The organism is Shewanella sp. MF05960 (assembly GCF_050849305.1).
Taxonomy (GTDB): Bacteria; Pseudomonadota; Gammaproteobacteria; order Enterobacterales; family Shewanellaceae; genus Shewanella.
Genome location: NZ_JBOZPS010000001.1, coordinates 253,877 through 269,969 on the forward strand (window position 1 = coordinate 253,877; position 16,093 = coordinate 269,969).

At 42.3% G+C, this 16,093-nt stretch carries 17 protein-coding genes; 11 read left to right on the forward strand and 6 right to left on the reverse strand.

What is annotated here, in order from left to right; translation table 11 throughout:
• Window positions 1-37 precede the first annotated feature (37 nt).
• A complete protein-coding gene (locus ACROAE_RS01100; protein WP_432399074.1) occupies window positions 38-469 on the reverse strand; it encodes a universal stress protein in 432 nt (143 codons plus the stop codon).
• Window positions 470-840: 371 nt separating this feature from the next.
• Between ACROAE_RS01100 and ACROAE_RS01105 the strand changes: the two genes are divergently transcribed.
• A complete protein-coding gene (locus tag ACROAE_RS01105) occupies window positions 841-2,262 on the forward strand; it encodes a coniferyl aldehyde dehydrogenase (RefSeq protein WP_432399076.1) in 1,422 nt (473 codons plus the stop codon).
• Between the two features lie 76 nt (window positions 2,263-2,338).
• Window positions 2,339-2,929 carry a TetR/AcrR family transcriptional regulator gene (locus ACROAE_RS01110; protein ID WP_432399077.1) on the forward strand — a complete coding sequence of 197 codons (591 nt, stop codon included), beginning with the start codon at window positions 2,339-2,341 and terminating at the stop codon, window positions 2,927-2,929.
• Window positions 2,930-3,033: 104 nt separating this feature from the next.
• Here the strand turns inward: ACROAE_RS01110 and ACROAE_RS01115 are convergent, their stop codons facing one another.
• Window positions 3,034-3,366: a DUF1289 domain-containing protein gene (locus tag ACROAE_RS01115; protein ID WP_432399211.1), complete on the reverse strand. Its 333-nt coding sequence runs from the start codon at window positions 3,364-3,366 to the stop codon at window positions 3,034-3,036.
• Window positions 3,367-3,619: 253 nt separating this feature from the next.
• On the opposite strand from ACROAE_RS01115, the gene ACROAE_RS01120 reads away from it, so the two are divergent.
• From ACROAE_RS01120 to ACROAE_RS01130, 3 genes are all read left to right on the forward strand, one after another.
• Complete coding sequence (locus ACROAE_RS01120; protein WP_432399212.1) at window positions 3,620-4,156, forward strand: DUF4136 domain-containing protein; 537 nt, start codon at window positions 3,620-3,622, stop codon at window positions 4,154-4,156.
• A 131-nt stretch (window positions 4,157-4,287) separates the two neighbouring features.
• Window positions 4,288-4,932 (forward strand): DUF2913 family protein, encoded by a 645-nt coding sequence (locus tag ACROAE_RS01125; protein WP_432399078.1) that lies wholly within the window; start codon window positions 4,288-4,290, stop codon window positions 4,930-4,932.
• A gap of 54 nt (window positions 4,933-4,986) precedes the next feature.
• Window positions 4,987-5,739, forward strand: coding sequence for a substrate-binding periplasmic protein (locus tag ACROAE_RS01130; protein WP_432399079.1), 753 nt, complete (start codon window positions 4,987-4,989; stop codon window positions 5,737-5,739).
• A gap of 16 nt (window positions 5,740-5,755) precedes the next feature.
• On the opposite strand, the gene ACROAE_RS01135 is transcribed toward ACROAE_RS01130, so the two are convergent.
• Window positions 5,756-6,328 (reverse strand): DsrE family protein, encoded by a 573-nt coding sequence (locus ACROAE_RS01135; protein ID WP_432399080.1) that lies wholly within the window; start codon window positions 6,326-6,328, stop codon window positions 5,756-5,758.
• 189 nt (window positions 6,329-6,517) lie between these two features.
• Between ACROAE_RS01135 and ACROAE_RS01140 the strand changes: the two genes are divergently transcribed.
• From ACROAE_RS01140 to ACROAE_RS01150, 3 genes are all read left to right on the forward strand, one after another.
• The gene (locus ACROAE_RS01140; RefSeq protein WP_432399081.1) at window positions 6,518-6,967 is read left to right on the forward strand and encodes a GNAT family N-acetyltransferase; all 450 of its coding nucleotides are present in this window, start codon (window positions 6,518-6,520) and stop codon (window positions 6,965-6,967) included.
• Between the two features lie 245 nt (window positions 6,968-7,212).
• The gene (locus ACROAE_RS01145) at window positions 7,213-7,467 is read left to right on the forward strand and encodes a DUF2960 domain-containing protein (RefSeq protein WP_432399082.1); all 255 of its coding nucleotides are present in this window, start codon (window positions 7,213-7,215) and stop codon (window positions 7,465-7,467) included.
• Window positions 7,468-7,493: 26 nt separating this feature from the next.
• Window positions 7,494-8,003, forward strand: coding sequence for an RDD family protein (locus ACROAE_RS01150; protein WP_432399083.1), 510 nt, complete (start codon window positions 7,494-7,496; stop codon window positions 8,001-8,003).
• Window positions 8,004-8,132: 129 nt separating this feature from the next.
• On the opposite strand, the gene lptG is transcribed toward ACROAE_RS01150, so the two are convergent.
• Entirely contained in the window at window positions 8,133-9,191 is a 1,059-nt protein-coding gene (gene lptG, locus ACROAE_RS01155) for an LPS export ABC transporter permease LptG (RefSeq protein WP_432399084.1), read from the reverse strand.
• Window positions 9,188-10,300 carry an LPS export ABC transporter permease LptF gene (gene lptF, locus ACROAE_RS01160; protein ID WP_432399085.1) on the reverse strand — a complete coding sequence of 371 codons (1,113 nt, stop codon included), beginning with the start codon at window positions 10,298-10,300 and terminating at the stop codon, window positions 9,188-9,190. The genes lptG and lptF overlap by 4 nt, the downstream gene beginning before the upstream one ends.
• 273 nt (window positions 10,301-10,573) lie before the next feature.
• On the opposite strand from lptF, the gene pepA reads away from it, so the two are divergent.
• Window positions 10,574-12,082 (forward strand): leucyl aminopeptidase, encoded by a 1,509-nt coding sequence (gene pepA, locus ACROAE_RS01165; RefSeq protein ID WP_432399086.1) that lies wholly within the window; start codon window positions 10,574-10,576, stop codon window positions 12,080-12,082.
• A 281-nt stretch (window positions 12,083-12,363) separates the two neighbouring features.
• On the opposite strand, the gene punR is transcribed toward pepA, so the two are convergent.
• The gene (gene punR / locus ACROAE_RS01170; protein ID WP_432399087.1) at window positions 12,364-13,266 is read right to left on the reverse strand and encodes a DNA-binding transcriptional activator PunR; all 903 of its coding nucleotides are present in this window, start codon (window positions 13,264-13,266) and stop codon (window positions 12,364-12,366) included.
• A gap of 183 nt (window positions 13,267-13,449) precedes the next feature.
• On the opposite strand from punR, the gene punC reads away from it, so the two are divergent.
• Window positions 13,450-14,736: a purine nucleoside transporter PunC gene (gene punC, locus ACROAE_RS01175; protein WP_432399088.1), complete on the forward strand. Its 1,287-nt coding sequence runs from the start codon at window positions 13,450-13,452 to the stop codon at window positions 14,734-14,736.
• 265 nt (window positions 14,737-15,001) lie between these two features.
• Window positions 15,002-15,733 (forward strand): substrate-binding periplasmic protein, encoded by a 732-nt coding sequence (locus ACROAE_RS01180; protein WP_432399089.1) that lies wholly within the window; start codon window positions 15,002-15,004, stop codon window positions 15,731-15,733.
• Window positions 15,734-16,093: the final 360 nt, after the last annotated feature.

Here is a 16,093-nt window from a genome sequence, read left to right on the forward strand (position 1 = left end):
CAGCATTGTTAATCAACCAGGCTCAAGCAGCTAAAGGTTACTTGACCACTAACACCGGGCATTTCGCTTTGTTAGCCACTTCTTCAGCCACATTATCATGTAAAAAGTGCGCAAGACCTGTGCGACCATGACTGGCGATAACCACCATGCCAATTTCATCGCTATTGGCTTCAGCCAAAATTTCGGTCACGGCATCACCACGACGGATCACCGTTTCGACCTTTAAATCGGTTTTTAGCTGAGCTAATAATTCATGCATTTGCTTAGCGGCAGCATCTTCCATAGTTTTAGACAACTCTTCGGGCGTAATGGCGAGCACCATATAATTTTCGTCACCAAGAGGTTGATCAACCACATTCAAAATACGAATTCCCACATTGTACAAATTTGCCATTTCAATCGCATATCGTAGCGCATGTGACGCCGTATCAGAAAAATCGGTAGGCCATAAAATATTACGTGTACGCATGTTGTTATCCTCCCGTACGTGAACAGCTTATGAGTGAAGTAACCGATTAACGATGACAGTAACCATTACAGCTAATAAACACCAATACAACCCGAAGATACCATTACAATCTGTAGATTGTATCTGCAAGATTAATCACTCCCCTTTCATTATTAGTGTAGTCATGAATGGGTGATTTTTTAGTGATCGAAATCAAAAAACATACCGAAAACTTGCGTTGGTTCAAAAACACGCCTAATATCAGACCGACTAATCAGTCGGTTTATTTTTAAACATATTGGCCATTCACAAAGGGCAATACTATCATGTTGAAACAGGCATGTTGAAACAGGCATGATTAACCGACAACCTACTTCAGCCGGAGAATAATAATGAACATGGCAGTTGATCAAACAGTAAACTCACTCGCGCAATTACTCGACACTCAACGAAGCCGTTATTTGTCGCAACCGGCACCCAGTTATCAGTCACGCGTCAATAAGCTCACTCAATTAAAACTCGCATTGCTTGATAACCAACAAAAAATAATCGATGCCCTTAATCAAGATTATGGTCACCGCTCAGCTAACGACACCGTCATTTCAGATATTTTACCTTGCATTAATAATATCAATTACACCATAAAGCATCTCAAATCGTGGATGAAACCGAGTCGTCGTCATGCGGGTATGTTATTGTCACCGTCTAGGGTTTCAGTGCAATATCAGCCATTGGGCGTAATAGGCATTATCGTGCCGTGGAACTTCCCCATCATGCTATCAATGGGCCCATTGGTCACAGCCATTGCGGCTGGCAATGGTGCCATGCTGAAAATGTCAGAATTCACTCCTGCCACTAATGCGGTTTTACGACAATTATTGGCCACTATTTTTGAAACGTCAGAGGTCGCTATTGTTGAAGGCGAAGCTGAAGTTGCAGCCGAATTTTCATCGCTGCCTTTTGATCATATTTTGTTTACCGGCTCTACTGTAGTGGGGCGTCATGTTATGCGCGCTGCGGCCAATAATTTAACCCCCGTCACCTTAGAGTTAGGCGGCAAGTCACCGGCAATCATTGCCCCAGATATGCCAATGGAAACCGCCGTTGAACGGCTCATTTTTGGTAAATGTTTAAATGCAGGGCAAATCTGTGTGGCGCCTGATTATGTGCTCTGCCCAGCCGAAAAAGTTGATGAGTTTATAGCAGCGTACCGTGCACGATTCAGCAAAATGTATCCAAACTTTGTCAACAATGACGATTACGGCAACATAATTAACGATCGCCAATATCAACGTTTAATGAAAGTGCTCGATGATGCAAAAAGCAAAGGTGCCAACGTCACGTCAGCAACCGATGACCCTGTATCAAGTAGTTCACGAAAGTTAGCAACGCAGCTCATCACTCAAACCACCGACGACATGCTGCTTATGCAAGATGAAATATTTGGGCCATTGTTACCCATTATTAGCTATCACAATATTTCCGAAGCCATCAGTTATGTTAACCGGGGTGATAGACCGCTTGCGCTTTACCTGATGAGTTTTGATAACCAAACTCAGCAAACTATTTTGCAGCAAACCCATTCTGGTGGTGTTTGTATTAATGACACAGTGTTTCATGTCGCAGCAGATGATGCTCCGTTTGGTGGCATTGGTCCATCAGGTATGGGGCACTACCACGGTAAAGAAGGGTTCTTAACGTTTAGCCACGCAAAAACGGTATTAAACAGTGGTAAAATTAACACTGGTATTTTTGTACATCCACCTTATGGTGGCTTTATTCAACGCCTATTGATGAAATTCTTCTTACGTTAATCATGCTCAAGCCCAGTAAATGTATTGCAACACTTGTTGGGCTCAAACCACTTAATTGACAGGTATTATTGACCTAATGAATAGTGCACCCGTTACCATTACACAAAAGAAACAAGCCATTTTAGATTCGGCGCTGTCACTGTTTGTCGATAAAGGCTTTAATGCCACATCAACCGCATCAATTGCTAAAGCAGCAGGGGTTGCTACGGGTACACTATTTCATCATTTTCCGGCAAAAAATGACATAATGAACCAACTTTTCCTGTCGATTAAACAGGAGTTTGCTAACAATATGGTGAGTAATATTGCGCTTTGTGGCGACATTGAAAAAGACGCCAATAACCTGTGGCAAAAAGCCATTGACTGGGCCATAGCACAACCCCTTAAACAATTGTTCTTTTTACAATATTCAATGTCAGCCGATATTGATGCCGCAGTAAGAAAGCAAGCGATGACCAGTATTTTAGGTTTTGTGGTTGATTTGATTGAGCAAGGTAAACAACAAGGGATTATTGCGGATTTTCCGAGTGAATTATTACTCGAAAATTGTCATGGTCAGTACTTAGCTGCTATTCGTTTTTTTACCGACAACCCACATCTAGGAGATGACAAAATACATCGCAGCGCCAGCTTCAAGTTATTCTGGCATGCCATGAAAGCCCAGTAAGCCCAGTAAGCCCAGTAAGCCCACAGTTTAAGACTGAGTAATTTAAAACTAAGTAACTAAAAGCTAATAACATAAAACTAATAACATAAAGCTGAGCCGCTTAGCTAATTATCTAAACCAAAGTCATCTAAACTAAAACCCGCTAAATCGACATCATCGCTTACTGAATCGTTGTTATTGTCAAAATCGAATTGCGCAGTGTGGGCAGCTTGTTGATTAAGCACTTCTTGTTGCTTGGCTTTATGCAGAGCATATTGACGGCGACGTTTTCGCTGCAAGCACAAACGAATCACATCTTGTTTTTGTAACTCACTAAACGTCATCCAGTTAAAACGCTCATCACGGCTTCGAAGACAACCCACACAATAACCGCGACTGTCAGACTGACATACGCCGATACAAGGGCTGGGGACCGCAAAAAAACTTAACTGTTCCATCATCAGTGAAATTAACTCCAGTACATAAAATGAAGACTCTTTCAGATTATCGATTACTATACGATATAGTCGATAAATTAATCGATACATTCATCGTGACATTCATTGCAAGAAGTATAGGTAACGGATCTACACAGCTACAATCTTCGTATATTAAGGTTATACTAATTGAGTTAATTTTGTACATTATTGCTGTTTAATAGGAGGTCTCATGAAAACATTTTGGCGTTCTGGTCAATTTTTTAGTCGTTACATAGGATGGCGCAAGCCTGTCATCATCTTAAGTTCGTTGCTATTAGTGGCCTCGTGCACAACTAAACCAAAGCAAGATTATGATGTAAATTATGACTTTTCTGCACTCAATAGCTTTAGTCAACTTACCATTGAGCAAACGGATGACCCATTAACCGCAGACAGAATTAACGCGGATATTAAGCAAACATTATTGAATCAAGGTTATGTTTATCAAGCAGACAATGCTGACTTTATTGTCAATTACGCTTTTGTCACTCAAGACAAAGAAAAAAACTCAGGCCTGTCTATTGGCTTAGGTTCCGGCACTTGGGGTTCTAGTGGTGGTATTGGTTTAGGCACGAGTATTGGCATTCCACTTGGCAGTGACACCGCAAAAACACAAATAATACAAATTGATATTGTCGATCCTAAAGATAAGCGTTTAATTTGGCGTGGTAATGGCCAATATCATTTTGATCAAGGCGGCGAAGAAAAAGCCCAGGGAATTAACCAAACCGTTATCGCAATTTTGGCGCAATTCCCACCGCAAAAATGATAACTCATGGCCATTGTGTAGTGAAAAATATCCAATGGCCGGCTTAGTTATCAAGTCGATGAAAAAATCTATTTAGCAATTAGCAACGCCGCGGTAAACTAGTGGTCAATTTACTTTATTGATTTGTTGAAATGACCACCGAAACATATAACCAAGCATTACTGACTTTAGCCCTGGCAGGCATCGATGCCATAAACACTTCTGCATCGCAGCATAAATCGCCAAGAACGCCAGCACAAGAAAGCCACTTTTTATGCAATTGGATGGTTGAGTCATTAAAAACTAAACGTTTTTCTAAACTAGTCGCAGACGATCTCACAACATGGATCCGTCAAGCACGCAGCCAAGGTGCTGGAGCCCAGCTTAAACGACTGCTGACTTGTATTGCCGATCAGTATCAACAAGCCAATAATAGCGCTATCGCTACAGGAGCTGGGCTTAAAAATCTGCTCGCTGAATTAACGGCACAAAAGTGGGTGATCATTACCGACACCGATATAGACGCTAAACTTAAGCTAGACAGCGTTGGGCAATCGAGCTTAATCATCTCTGCTAAAGAATTTAATCAGCACATTATCGATGACAACATCGTTAAATCTATTTCCATGTACATCCGCGGTGATGAAAGTCTAGTGGCGCGTTTAGCACTCACTCAAGGCATTTTATTAAGCCAAGGCAATAAGAAAACTACACTGATTAAACATCACAAGACCTACACCTTACGGCCTAAAAATCTGCATCCAAGTTTATGCTTATTGTGTCTTGATCAATATTAGCAAAAGCAAACCCGGCAGCGTATTGTGGGTACACGTGTAATGTGAGGAGGTACCATGAAAAGAAGCGTTATTGCGGTGACTTGCTTTGTACTCCTTTTTCTATCTACGCTAGCGTTTGCCGATACTGCGCTCAAATATAACGTTAATGGTTCCAGTAATTGGGTGCCTTATTACATCCCCGACTCACCTGAAAGCCCTGGTATTTTAGGTGAGTTAGTGCCCCTTTTGCTCACCCATGCCAACATCAAAATTGAAAAACACAACTTTCCACCAAGACGAACCAACTATGCGTTAGACAGTGGTTGGCTTGACTTTGATTTTGTTAGCCCGAGTTGGTTTCCTCATGACGATTTAGGCGAGGAATTTGTTCAATCGTCAGCCATTATCGCCATTGAAGAGCACATCATTACCCTAGCCTCTAACGCTAAAGATTGGCAAAGTAACGACAGCCTAAAAGGTCAAGAAATTGGTACAGTAGGTGGCTACTTATACCATGATGACACAGAGTTCACCCGGGTGGATTTCAACTCAGAACGAGAACTCATCAAAGCACTTTATAAAGACCGAGTTAAAGCGGCAATATCGGGTGACTTGCCCGCATTATATTGGGCCAAACAGCTCAACAGTCCTATCACGCTTGCCGCGCTCCATTCAAAAGGGCATATAGTGATGCGACTTCGAAAAGAACATGCGGCATTATTACCGAGAATCAATGCAGCTATTATTGAGTTGCAGTCTAACGGTACGATTACGCGCATTATCAACAAATACACCCAGCAAGCAGTATTTGAGCACATTGAGCAATAGTCTAAGCGTAAAAGGCTTAAAACGGGTTTACGCTATAACCTTCGTGAGCCAATACAGCATGAGCCGTTAATGCCGACAGCGCCATATCCACTCCAGGTAATAAGTCATCAGGCGTAATGCCATAATAAGCTGCGGTTTGGCCGCACACATAAAACCTAACGCCTTGTTTAACTAATTGCGCAATCAAGTCTGCATTAGCATTACTCTTACCCGTATTAAGCATTTTATAAAATCGCTCTTGAGTCATATCGCTCGCAGCTTGCCCATGAACGACCATCGCCAGTGAAATGTCTTCTCGTTTCACTCCGGCTGCAACGTGCATATTAATAAAACGGGCTAAGGTATCTATGCTGCGATTAAGTTCACCCGCTTTTGCTGCTTGGCCTAAATCAAACGCCACTTTAAACTTCATGCCTTTGGGGATCACTAAACTGCTATTGACCTCTGCAACCTTGCCATAATCTTTAATCACGGTGCCGGGTTTAAATGCTTCAATGCCAGCATTAGCCGTAAAAGAAAAACATGCAAAAACGGCAATTAACGCGGAAAACACCGCGGGTGTGATCGTTAAAGGTAAATTAATTTTCATTATAGTGATGTTCCTTATGATACCGAGTCTCGCAGCTTAATTAGCCACTCATTAACAATGTGGATGCCACTTTAACACAGTTTAACGCATGGAATTTAGCGCATTTCTGAGTATAATCGCCTCTAAAATAAGCCAAAACTGATTAATATGCCAATACGCCCGATTTGCCTCACTGACTGGTCAAGCATTATGGCCATACAAGCTCAATGTTATGTCGAGCTCACTCCTGAATCGTTAAGTGTGATGCAAAGTAAATGGCTGGCATCGCCTTCAACCTGTGTGGTCTTCGAGCAAACTCAACAAGTATTAGCCTATGCTTTAGTGCATCCTTGGAATCGTGGCGATGCACCGTCGTTAGACAGTGAGATATCATCGCAACATTCAACCAGTTGGTATTTACATGACATGGCCATTGCACCGAGTGCGCAAGGTTTAGGGGTTGGCAAACAACTTTTAACGCATGTACTTAATCAAGCTAGCGCGTTAAATATCGACGGCATTGGGCTCGTTGCGGTGCAAGGTGCACACACGTATTGGCTGCAACAAGGCTTTAAGCCACACGCAACATCGCCAAAACTCACTCAATCGCTTAGCAGCTATCCTGCTGGAGCCTGTTATTTATATTTAACGTTAACTTAAATGTAACCAATGGCCTCTTGATAAAGGTTAATAGCAATTTTATTGATAATTTATGGCAAGTTTTTGCGAACCTATTGGTTATAGCCTGTTGAACGTGGGACAATTAGCCATTATGTAAGAGCCTGCAGTTACACCCACTAGACTCTTACAACGTGGAACCTCATGCCTTAATAGCCATCTTATGGCAGGACAATCATCCTAGGTACCATATTATTTATGATTTACATTAATTTCAGGAGTTCGTCATGGCGCGCCAAGTGATTTACATTTTTAAAGGTCAAACAAAAACGATTCCATTTAGCTACGACATACACCACGACCTTTATGAAGCGGCTGCTGAGGCTGAAGGAATTGATTTAAAAAAGTTTCTCTCCATGGAAAAGCAGATTGCATTGACCTCAAAAAAAGGCGCTAAAGCAGAAAAAGAATTCCGCAAAAGCGAATTCGCTCGTTTTGGCTTTACCAGCATTAAGTTTGTGCGTGAAGATGATGAAATCTAACCTCAATTGAGTCGTAAGGAATATCAATGTTAAACACAGAACATGCCAATTTCCCTCGAGCCAGTTTTGTTCGCAGAGTCGGGGCGATAATTTATGATTCTTTACTCGCTGTTGCAGTTTATATGTTTGCCGGTGCGATTGGTTTTGCTGTCTTCTTTGGCTTACAAAGCAGCGGCATGATTTCACTCAATGGTTTTGAGCACACTTCAGATCTACTCAATAACACGCCGCTTTATCATGGACTTTATCAGCTGTGGTTAGCACTGTGTGTGGTGAGCTTTTACGCTATTTTTTGGAGCCGTGGAGGTCAAACGTTAGGCATGAGAGCCTGGCGTTTAAAAGTCCAACATCCTAACGGGCAAAACCTGAGCTTTATTACTGCTTGTGCTCGCGTAGTGTGGTCTTTATTAGGTGTGGGTAACTTATGGATTTTAATCAATGCCGATAAACTGGCTTTGCAAGACATGATGACCCGTTCAGAAGTGGTGTTATTGTCGGTTGAGGCCAATCAAATGCGTAATTGGCACGGCGCATAATATCGCTAAATAATGACATAATTTGATGGAATTAGTTGATGGTAACAGTTAGTGATTTTAGTTAATTCCTAAGTAATAAAAATGGCAACCTACTGGTTGCCATTTTTGTTTATCGCGTTAGCAAAACATTTATTTTCGGATGTAATATAAGGCAAAGCCGGTAAATAACACACTGGGCGCGACGGCCCCAATAAATGCCGGTATCTCGTAAACAATGCTCATGGGACCAAATATTTGGTTACTAATATAAAAACTAAAGCCAGCCACAACACCCAATAACACTCGAGCGCCCATCGTTACGGTACGCAATGGACCAAACACAAACGATAACGCCACGAGCATCATCACTGCCACCGTCACAGGCTGCATAATCTTGCGCCATAACGCTAAATCATATCGACTTGAGTCTTGCTGGTTAACCTCTAAATAGTCTAGATAATCGAGAAGCCCTCGAATGGATAACGACTCAGGCTTAACAGACACGACACTCAATTTATCTGGTGTCAGTGATGAGCGCCAAATATCGCTGTCTACATAATCTCGAACCACTTTATCATCTTGTATTGAAGTGTGATTAACGCCAATGAGCTTCCAAACATCCCCCTTAAACATGGCTTGCTCAGCGTGAGTAACGCCCGTCAATTCAAGCTTATCGTTAAAGCGATATAAGCTAACATTATTAAGGGAATCGACATTGATCACTTCACCGATATTAACGAACATATCGCCATCTTTAGCCCAAACACCGCGATGAGATTTAATTAAACTGCCACCTGAGGTTTTAACCGCTTGCAATTCTTTAGCACTTTTCTCCGCAATGGGAGCGCCCCACTCTCCTAGCGCCATCACCATAATCATCAGTGGAATAGCAGTCTTCATCGCCGATTGAGTAATTTGTAAACGCGACATGCCAGAAGCTTGCATGACCACAAGCTCAGAATTAGACGCCAACATCCCCATGCCGATTAACGCGCCAAGGAGTACCGCCATTGGGAAAAACATTTCAATGTCTCGTGGCACTAAAAACAATACGTAGATACCCGCATCGATTAACGTATAGCTACCGCGCCCGACAACGCGTAACTGATCTACCCACTTAATAATGCCCGACAAGCCAGTTAGAACAAGTAAACACAAAGCCGACGTGCTGACAATCATACGGGCAATATAAAGGTCTAAAATTCTCATGCTGTCACCTGCTTACGTTTAAATAAGCCTAGCAACTTTTTACCTGACGGCCGCTCTTTAACTAATAACAGTAACCCTAATATCAAAGCGCAACCATGGATCCACCACATGCCTAAATACTGTGGTACCACTTCATCTTGCAAGGCTTTACGGCCCGCTACCATCAATCCAAAATAGCCTAAATACAATAAAATAGCCGGGAACATTTTGGCAAACTTACCTTGACGAACGTTCACTCGAGCTAAAGGTACGGCAATTAATGTCATTAATGGAATAGCGATAGGAATTGCCAAACGCCATTGAAACTCAGCTGAGGCTTCAGGTCCTGGGGTTGCCAATAATTCGTCAACAGGCAGTGCTGACAATTTACGACGACGCTCATCCACTTCCTGCTCTTTGATTTCCATTTTATAACCACCAAACTCAATGGTCTGTAAGTCAAGAGAATTGGGACTACCTTGGTAACGTACTCCGTTTTCAAGTTGCAGTTGTTGGCTGCCAATATCGTCTTCTATCACTCGGCCTTGCTGAGCAACAACAATGTTGGTTAAGCCATCTTCATCTTCAGGATCGGGTAACTGCGCCACAAAGACGTTATCAAGAGTGTTATCTTTGTTAATACGCTCAACAAACAACACCGCCCGCCCGTTAGGACTGGCTTGGAAGCGCCCTTGAGTCAAGGCTGCAAGACCGGCCTCCGACTGAGCTTTCTCTAATACCTGGTTTTGACGTTCTTCTGCCCACGGACCGACATAAATCGACAAATAAGCAGTAAAAATCAAATTGCCAAGCGCAACCAGTAACGTGACGCGGGTGACATACCACTCACTAACACCTACGCCGTGCAATACCACCATTTCATTTTCGGCATACATACGCCCATGAGCCAATAAAATGGCTAAAAAGAAACTCAGCGGCAAGACTAAAACGGTTAATTGAGGCAAGTTAAGCCCCAGCAATGTCATGACTAATGATGCAGGAAATTCGCCGTCTGAAGCGTCAGCTAACACGCGCACAAATTGCTGGCTAATAAAAATAGTTAACAGTACCAAAAGTACCGCAAATTGTGCTTTTAAAACTTCACCAATCAGGTATCTAAATACAATCACAAGTAGGATCCGGTGGTTAAACTTATCTTTTTACTGGTATCAGAGCAACTTTCATGTAAACTGTCTACTTTCAGCAGTTTTGCTAGTTTTCTGACCAGCGCGGAAGGTGCTTTCGGGTCATCATTAACCTCTATTTTGGCAGTCAATTTCCGCCTTTTTTTAGTTAATAATCCCAAACAGTTAACACCTTTTCGTTGATTATATGCCAGATGGCCTAATGCAAACATTATCTAATAAATATAAAAATTTGTCTTTAAGAATCTAGGAGTGCTCATGGAGTTTAGCGTAAAGAGCGGCAGCCCCGAAAAGCAACGTTCGGCTTGTATCGTTGTTGGTGTCTACGAACCTCGCCGTTTATCTGGTATCGCAGAGCAATTGGATAAAATCAGTGAAGGTTACATTAGTAATCTACTTCGCCGTGGCGACCTTGAAGGTAAGCCTGGTCAAATGTTGCTATTGCATCACGTACCCAACGTATTAAGTGAACGTGTATTATTGGTTGGTTGTGGTAAAGAGCGTGAGCTAGACGAGCGCCAATACAAACAAATCATCACAAAAACCATCAGCACGTTAAACGAAACAGGCTCTATGGAAGCAGTATGCTTCTTAACTGAGTTGCATGTCAAAGGCCGCGACACCTATTGGAAAGTTCGCCAAGCCGTTGAAACAACTCAAAACAGCTTATATTCATTTGATGCATTAAAAACCCGTAAGGGTGAAACTCGTCGTCCACTGCGTAAAATGGTATTTAATGTGCCTACTCGCCGTGAACTCACCATTGGTGAGCGCGCGATTGAGCACGGAGCCGCGGTGTCAGCAGGTATGCATTTATGCCGCGACGTGGCCAACATGCCACCGAATATCTGCAACCCAGCTTATTTAGCATCTCAAGCTCGTCAAATGGCTGAAGTGCACGAAAACCTAAAAGTGACGACCATTGGCGAAGAGCAAATGGCCAAGTTAGGTATGCATTCATACCTTGCTGTAGGTCGTGCTAGCGCAAACGAGTCAATTATGACCGTGATGGAATATCAAGGCGCAGTAAACAGCACAGAAAAACCAATTGTACTTGTGGGTAAAGGATTAACCTTTGACTCAGGCGGCATTTCATTAAAACCAGGCGAAGCCATGGACGAAATGAAATACGACATGGGTGGCGCTGCGGGTGTAATTGGCGCAATGAAAGCGCTATGTGAAATGAAGTTGCCTATCAATGTTATTGGTATTTTAGCTGGCTGTGAGAACATGCCTGCGGGTAACGCATATCGCCCAGGTGACATTTTAACAACCATGTCAGGTCAAACGGTTGAAGTGCTTAACACTGATGCTGAAGGTCGTTTAGTGTTATGTGATGTATTAACTTACGTTGAACGCTTCGATCCTGAGCTTGTCATTGATACGGCAACCTTAACCGGTGCATGTGTGATTGCATTAGGTAAACATGCTTCAGGCTTGTTTAGCTCACACAACCCATTAGCACATGAATTGCTTAATGCTGGTGAGCAAAGCGGTGACCGTGCATGGCGCATGCCGTTATGGGATGAATACCAAGACATGCTAGACAGCCCGTTTGCTGACATGACTAACTTAGGTGGCCGTCCTGCGGGCTCAATCACTGCGGCGTGTTTCTTGTCTCGCTTTGCTAAAAAGTACAACTGGGCGCATTTAGACGTAGCCGGTACAGCTTGGAATAGCGGCGCAAACAAAGGTTCAACCGGTCGTCCGGTGCCGATTTTAAGCCAGTTCTTAATTAATCGTGCTGGTGTTGAAATTAGCGAATAAGCTTTGGCTTAACGCATAAAAAAGGGTAAAGCGCAGGCTTTACCCTTTTTTGTTACTGTTTTATTGGAATGGTAGATGATCATCACCTCGGGCCGCATGGTTTTAAGATTAGAGAGCTTAAGTTTAGAGCCGTTGAATATAGTCACTTTGAATATAGTCACTTTGAATTTAGTTTTATTAAGCGTAGTGCTATTGAGCGAAGTGCTATTGAGTAAAGCGTTATTGAGTGAAGTGCCATTGAGTTGGCAACCAAAATTAGACGACTTAAATCAGCCCTCAAATTAGGCCAGCCATTGACGATGTAACTGCTCGCCATCACCGAGATAATCTAATACCCAGGCCAATGCGGGTGACATTTGTTCATCATTCCATGCAAGACAACATGGGCTCGGTTGCTTAATTCGACTCAGTACCTTGCTCACTAACCTACCCGACTCAATTAACGGCTGTGCTAAATGAGCAGGCATATAGCCAACACCAAGCCCTTCGACAAAACAATTAATCGCACTGTGCCAATCGGGCACAACCAAGCGGCGTTGGCCATTTAACAACCAATCGGTTCGTTTAGGAATTTCACGTGACGTATCTTCCAAGCAAATAGACGGAAACACTTTAAGTTCATCATCAATCAAAGGCCGCACAATATCGGCTAACGGATGCCCCGCACTGACAACAAACAACCAATCAATGTCGCCCATATAAGTAAACTTATAAGCCCCGCCAACCGGATTGGCGGTAGTAGCACCAATCGCAATATCACTACGACCAGTAGCAAGTGCCTCCCATACACCATTAAACACTTCGATACGAATAATTAACTCAACATCTTGAAACTGCCTATAAAAGTCAGCAATTAAGGCATGTACACTGTCGGTTCTCGCGATGTTATCAAGCGCAATTGACAAAGTGGGCTTCCAACCATTCGCCACTCGTTGAGTGTCGCGCTTCATCAGCGCCATATCAGCCAAAAAGACACGAGCTTTGGCTGCAAAATGCTTACCGGCAGGGGTTAACGTAACACTGCGATGATGGCGAATAAATAGCTCAACACCTAATTCCGTTTCAATTTGTTTAATTGAATAACTAATAGCAGATGGCACTTTATGTAATTTTTTTGCCGCCGCAGTAAAGCTGCCTGTTTGGGCAACAACATCAATTAATTCGAAAGTTTGCTGTGAAAGCATATTGATTTAACTCATTAAAAATGGATATTTATCTAAAATCAACAAACATAAAAATACATCCTAAATAAATCCCTCAATCTAATCCATCAATATTTTTGATGGCAGTGGTCAAAAATAAACGTTTCCTGCTAATTTAGTAACCCATTAAGCTACTGTTTTTTATTCATACCAACAGAACTAAAGATGTCAGAATTTAGCAGCAACAATATAATTACTAACACTAAACCAACAAAATTAATGTTTTATTTTTTCCTTTTTTATTTAGCTTTGCTGAGTATGTTAGGGTTTATTGCAACAGATATGTATCTACCTTCGTTCAAATCTATTGAAGGGACATTTAATGCCACCACCTCAGAAGTGGCTATTTCGCTAACCAGCTTTTTAGCTGGGCTTGCAATCGGTCAGTTACTGTATGGTCCGTTAGTCCATAAAATAGGCAAACGAAACGCCCTACTGGTCGGCTTAGGTTTATTTATGCTGGCAAGTGCATTGATTGCAACCAGTGACAACATCATGACAATGAACATTGCGCGCTTTTTTCAAGCGATTGGAGCGTGTAGCGCCGCGGTAATTTGGCAGGCGATTGTGATTGAACAATACCCAGCAGATAAAGCGCAAAACATATTTTCTAATATCATGCCGTTAGTTGCACTTTCTCCTGCGCTAGCCCCTATTGTGGGTGCATTTATACTAAACAGTTTTGGTTGGCGGGCTGTGTTTATCTGTTTGTGTATCATCGCCGTTATGCTGATTACCATGACCTGTATTTTTGTCCCTAAAGAATCCAAACTTATTCAGGCCAATAAAACACATATTGGCTATCTGCAACTACTCAGCAATACTCGCTACTTGGGTAATGTATTAATATTTGGCGCGTGCTCAGGGGCTTTTTTTGCTTACTTAACCTTATGGCCAGCGGTAATGGAACAATATGGTTATGCCGCAACAGAAATTGGTTTAAGTTTTGTTCCACAAACAATCATGTTTATCGTTGGTGGCTACTCCAGTAAAATACTCATCAAAAAGCTGGGTACCCAAACCACATTAACTTGCTTATTGATTTTCTTTGGTTATTGCGTTGCAGCCATTTTTGTCTCAAGCGTATTAATCAACACCGACACCATTTGGCCGTTATTAATTGCATTTTCACTACTTGCTGGCAGTAATGGTGCAATTTATCCCATCGTCGTTAACAATGCGCTGCAAGAGTTTAAACACAACGCGTCAAAAGCCGCTGGATTACAGAATTTTATTCAAATTTCGATTGCCTTCGGCGCATCAAGCTTAGTCGTGCTTTGGGCTGACTTAGGTGACAACGCGATTGGATGGGGTATTTTAGTTTGTTCAATATTAGTCGCAGTGGGATACATCATTAAACGTCATGATTCTTGGAAACAAATCAAGCAGCACTTTGTGTTCCCCGATCCGGCAAGACTGAGTCAAACCTCAAGCAAAGAGGTGCCTAAATAACGCATCAATAAACGCAATAATGATGAGGTTATAGTTTGTTTTATAACCTCATTACATGGTAGATTAAATATCGAACAATATCATCGAACAATACCATCGAACAACATCGCTAAAAACGACGTTATATACTGACTCAACAATCAGAAGGAATTGATTGAATGGCACGGCATGCTCAACACTCTAGTCCCCTACAATCGGCCATTAATTGATGAAATACTCTCAATTAAGCCTCTGTACTATATTAATATGTGCGTTTGTGACCTTGATGCCTTTAAACAAGCTAGCAGCACAATCGCTCTACGACACCCAATTTATTACCCACCCACTACGGCCTTTTAGTTACCAAGATAACGGAGTGCTAAGTGGATTTTCTGTCGACATAATTCAGGCGATGATACAAAACACCAATGTGAGTGCTAAAACAGATATTGAAATGTACCCTTTTAATAGGGCTTTTCAGTTGTTAAAGTCACAACCTAATACTGCATTATTTGCTATCGCAAAAAGACCTGAGCGTGAACAAAGCATGAAGTGGGTCGGGCCTATCATTACTAGCGGCGTATATTTTTATAAAAAGCGAAGTTCGCAATTGTCTGTTGCCCACTTAGCAGATCTCAAGCGAGTACAAAATATTGGCGTGGTGCTTGATAATGCCGACCACACTTACTTAAGCGCCCAAGGATTTACCAATCTCAGCACCGACAATGCTCAATTACAATCCCTAAAGATGCTCAGCTACGGCCGTGTAGACGCTGCACCAATGAGCGAATTAGTGATGCCTTTTTTAGCAAAAGCGGCAAATATCGATATTGATACCATAGAACGTACACCAGTTAAGCTATACGACTCAACCTTGTACATTGCTTTTTCAAACGACACAAGTGACGAGGTAGTGGCACTCTGGCAACAGGCATTTGATGAACTAAAAACATCAGGGCAGTATCAAGCAATTTATGACCGATACTTTACCCAAAAGATCAGTATTGCTCAGCACTAAAAACCCAAACTCCCAAAACTCAACATCTTAAATCCAGCGCCATTGGCCATTGTGCTAAACACGTTAACCAAGGGCGCGGTTATACCATTCCGCGTTAGTAAATGATCTCTCAGCGAGAATGTAAAAGGGCTTAAACAAGGCGTATGGCTGAATGAATAGTTGTTCTCTTTCGAAGTCATGCAACGCAGTGTAAGCCCTTTTAAAACTCGCCTGAAAGGAATGCCCCTGCCGCTTTTGCTCTGCGTTCTCGCTATTTGAAAGGGAACAACCATTACTACATAGCGACGCCTTAATCAAAAACCGCTGGAAGCATTCTGAGTGGGCACTTATTAATGCGCAATGGTATTAATTATCGACTCA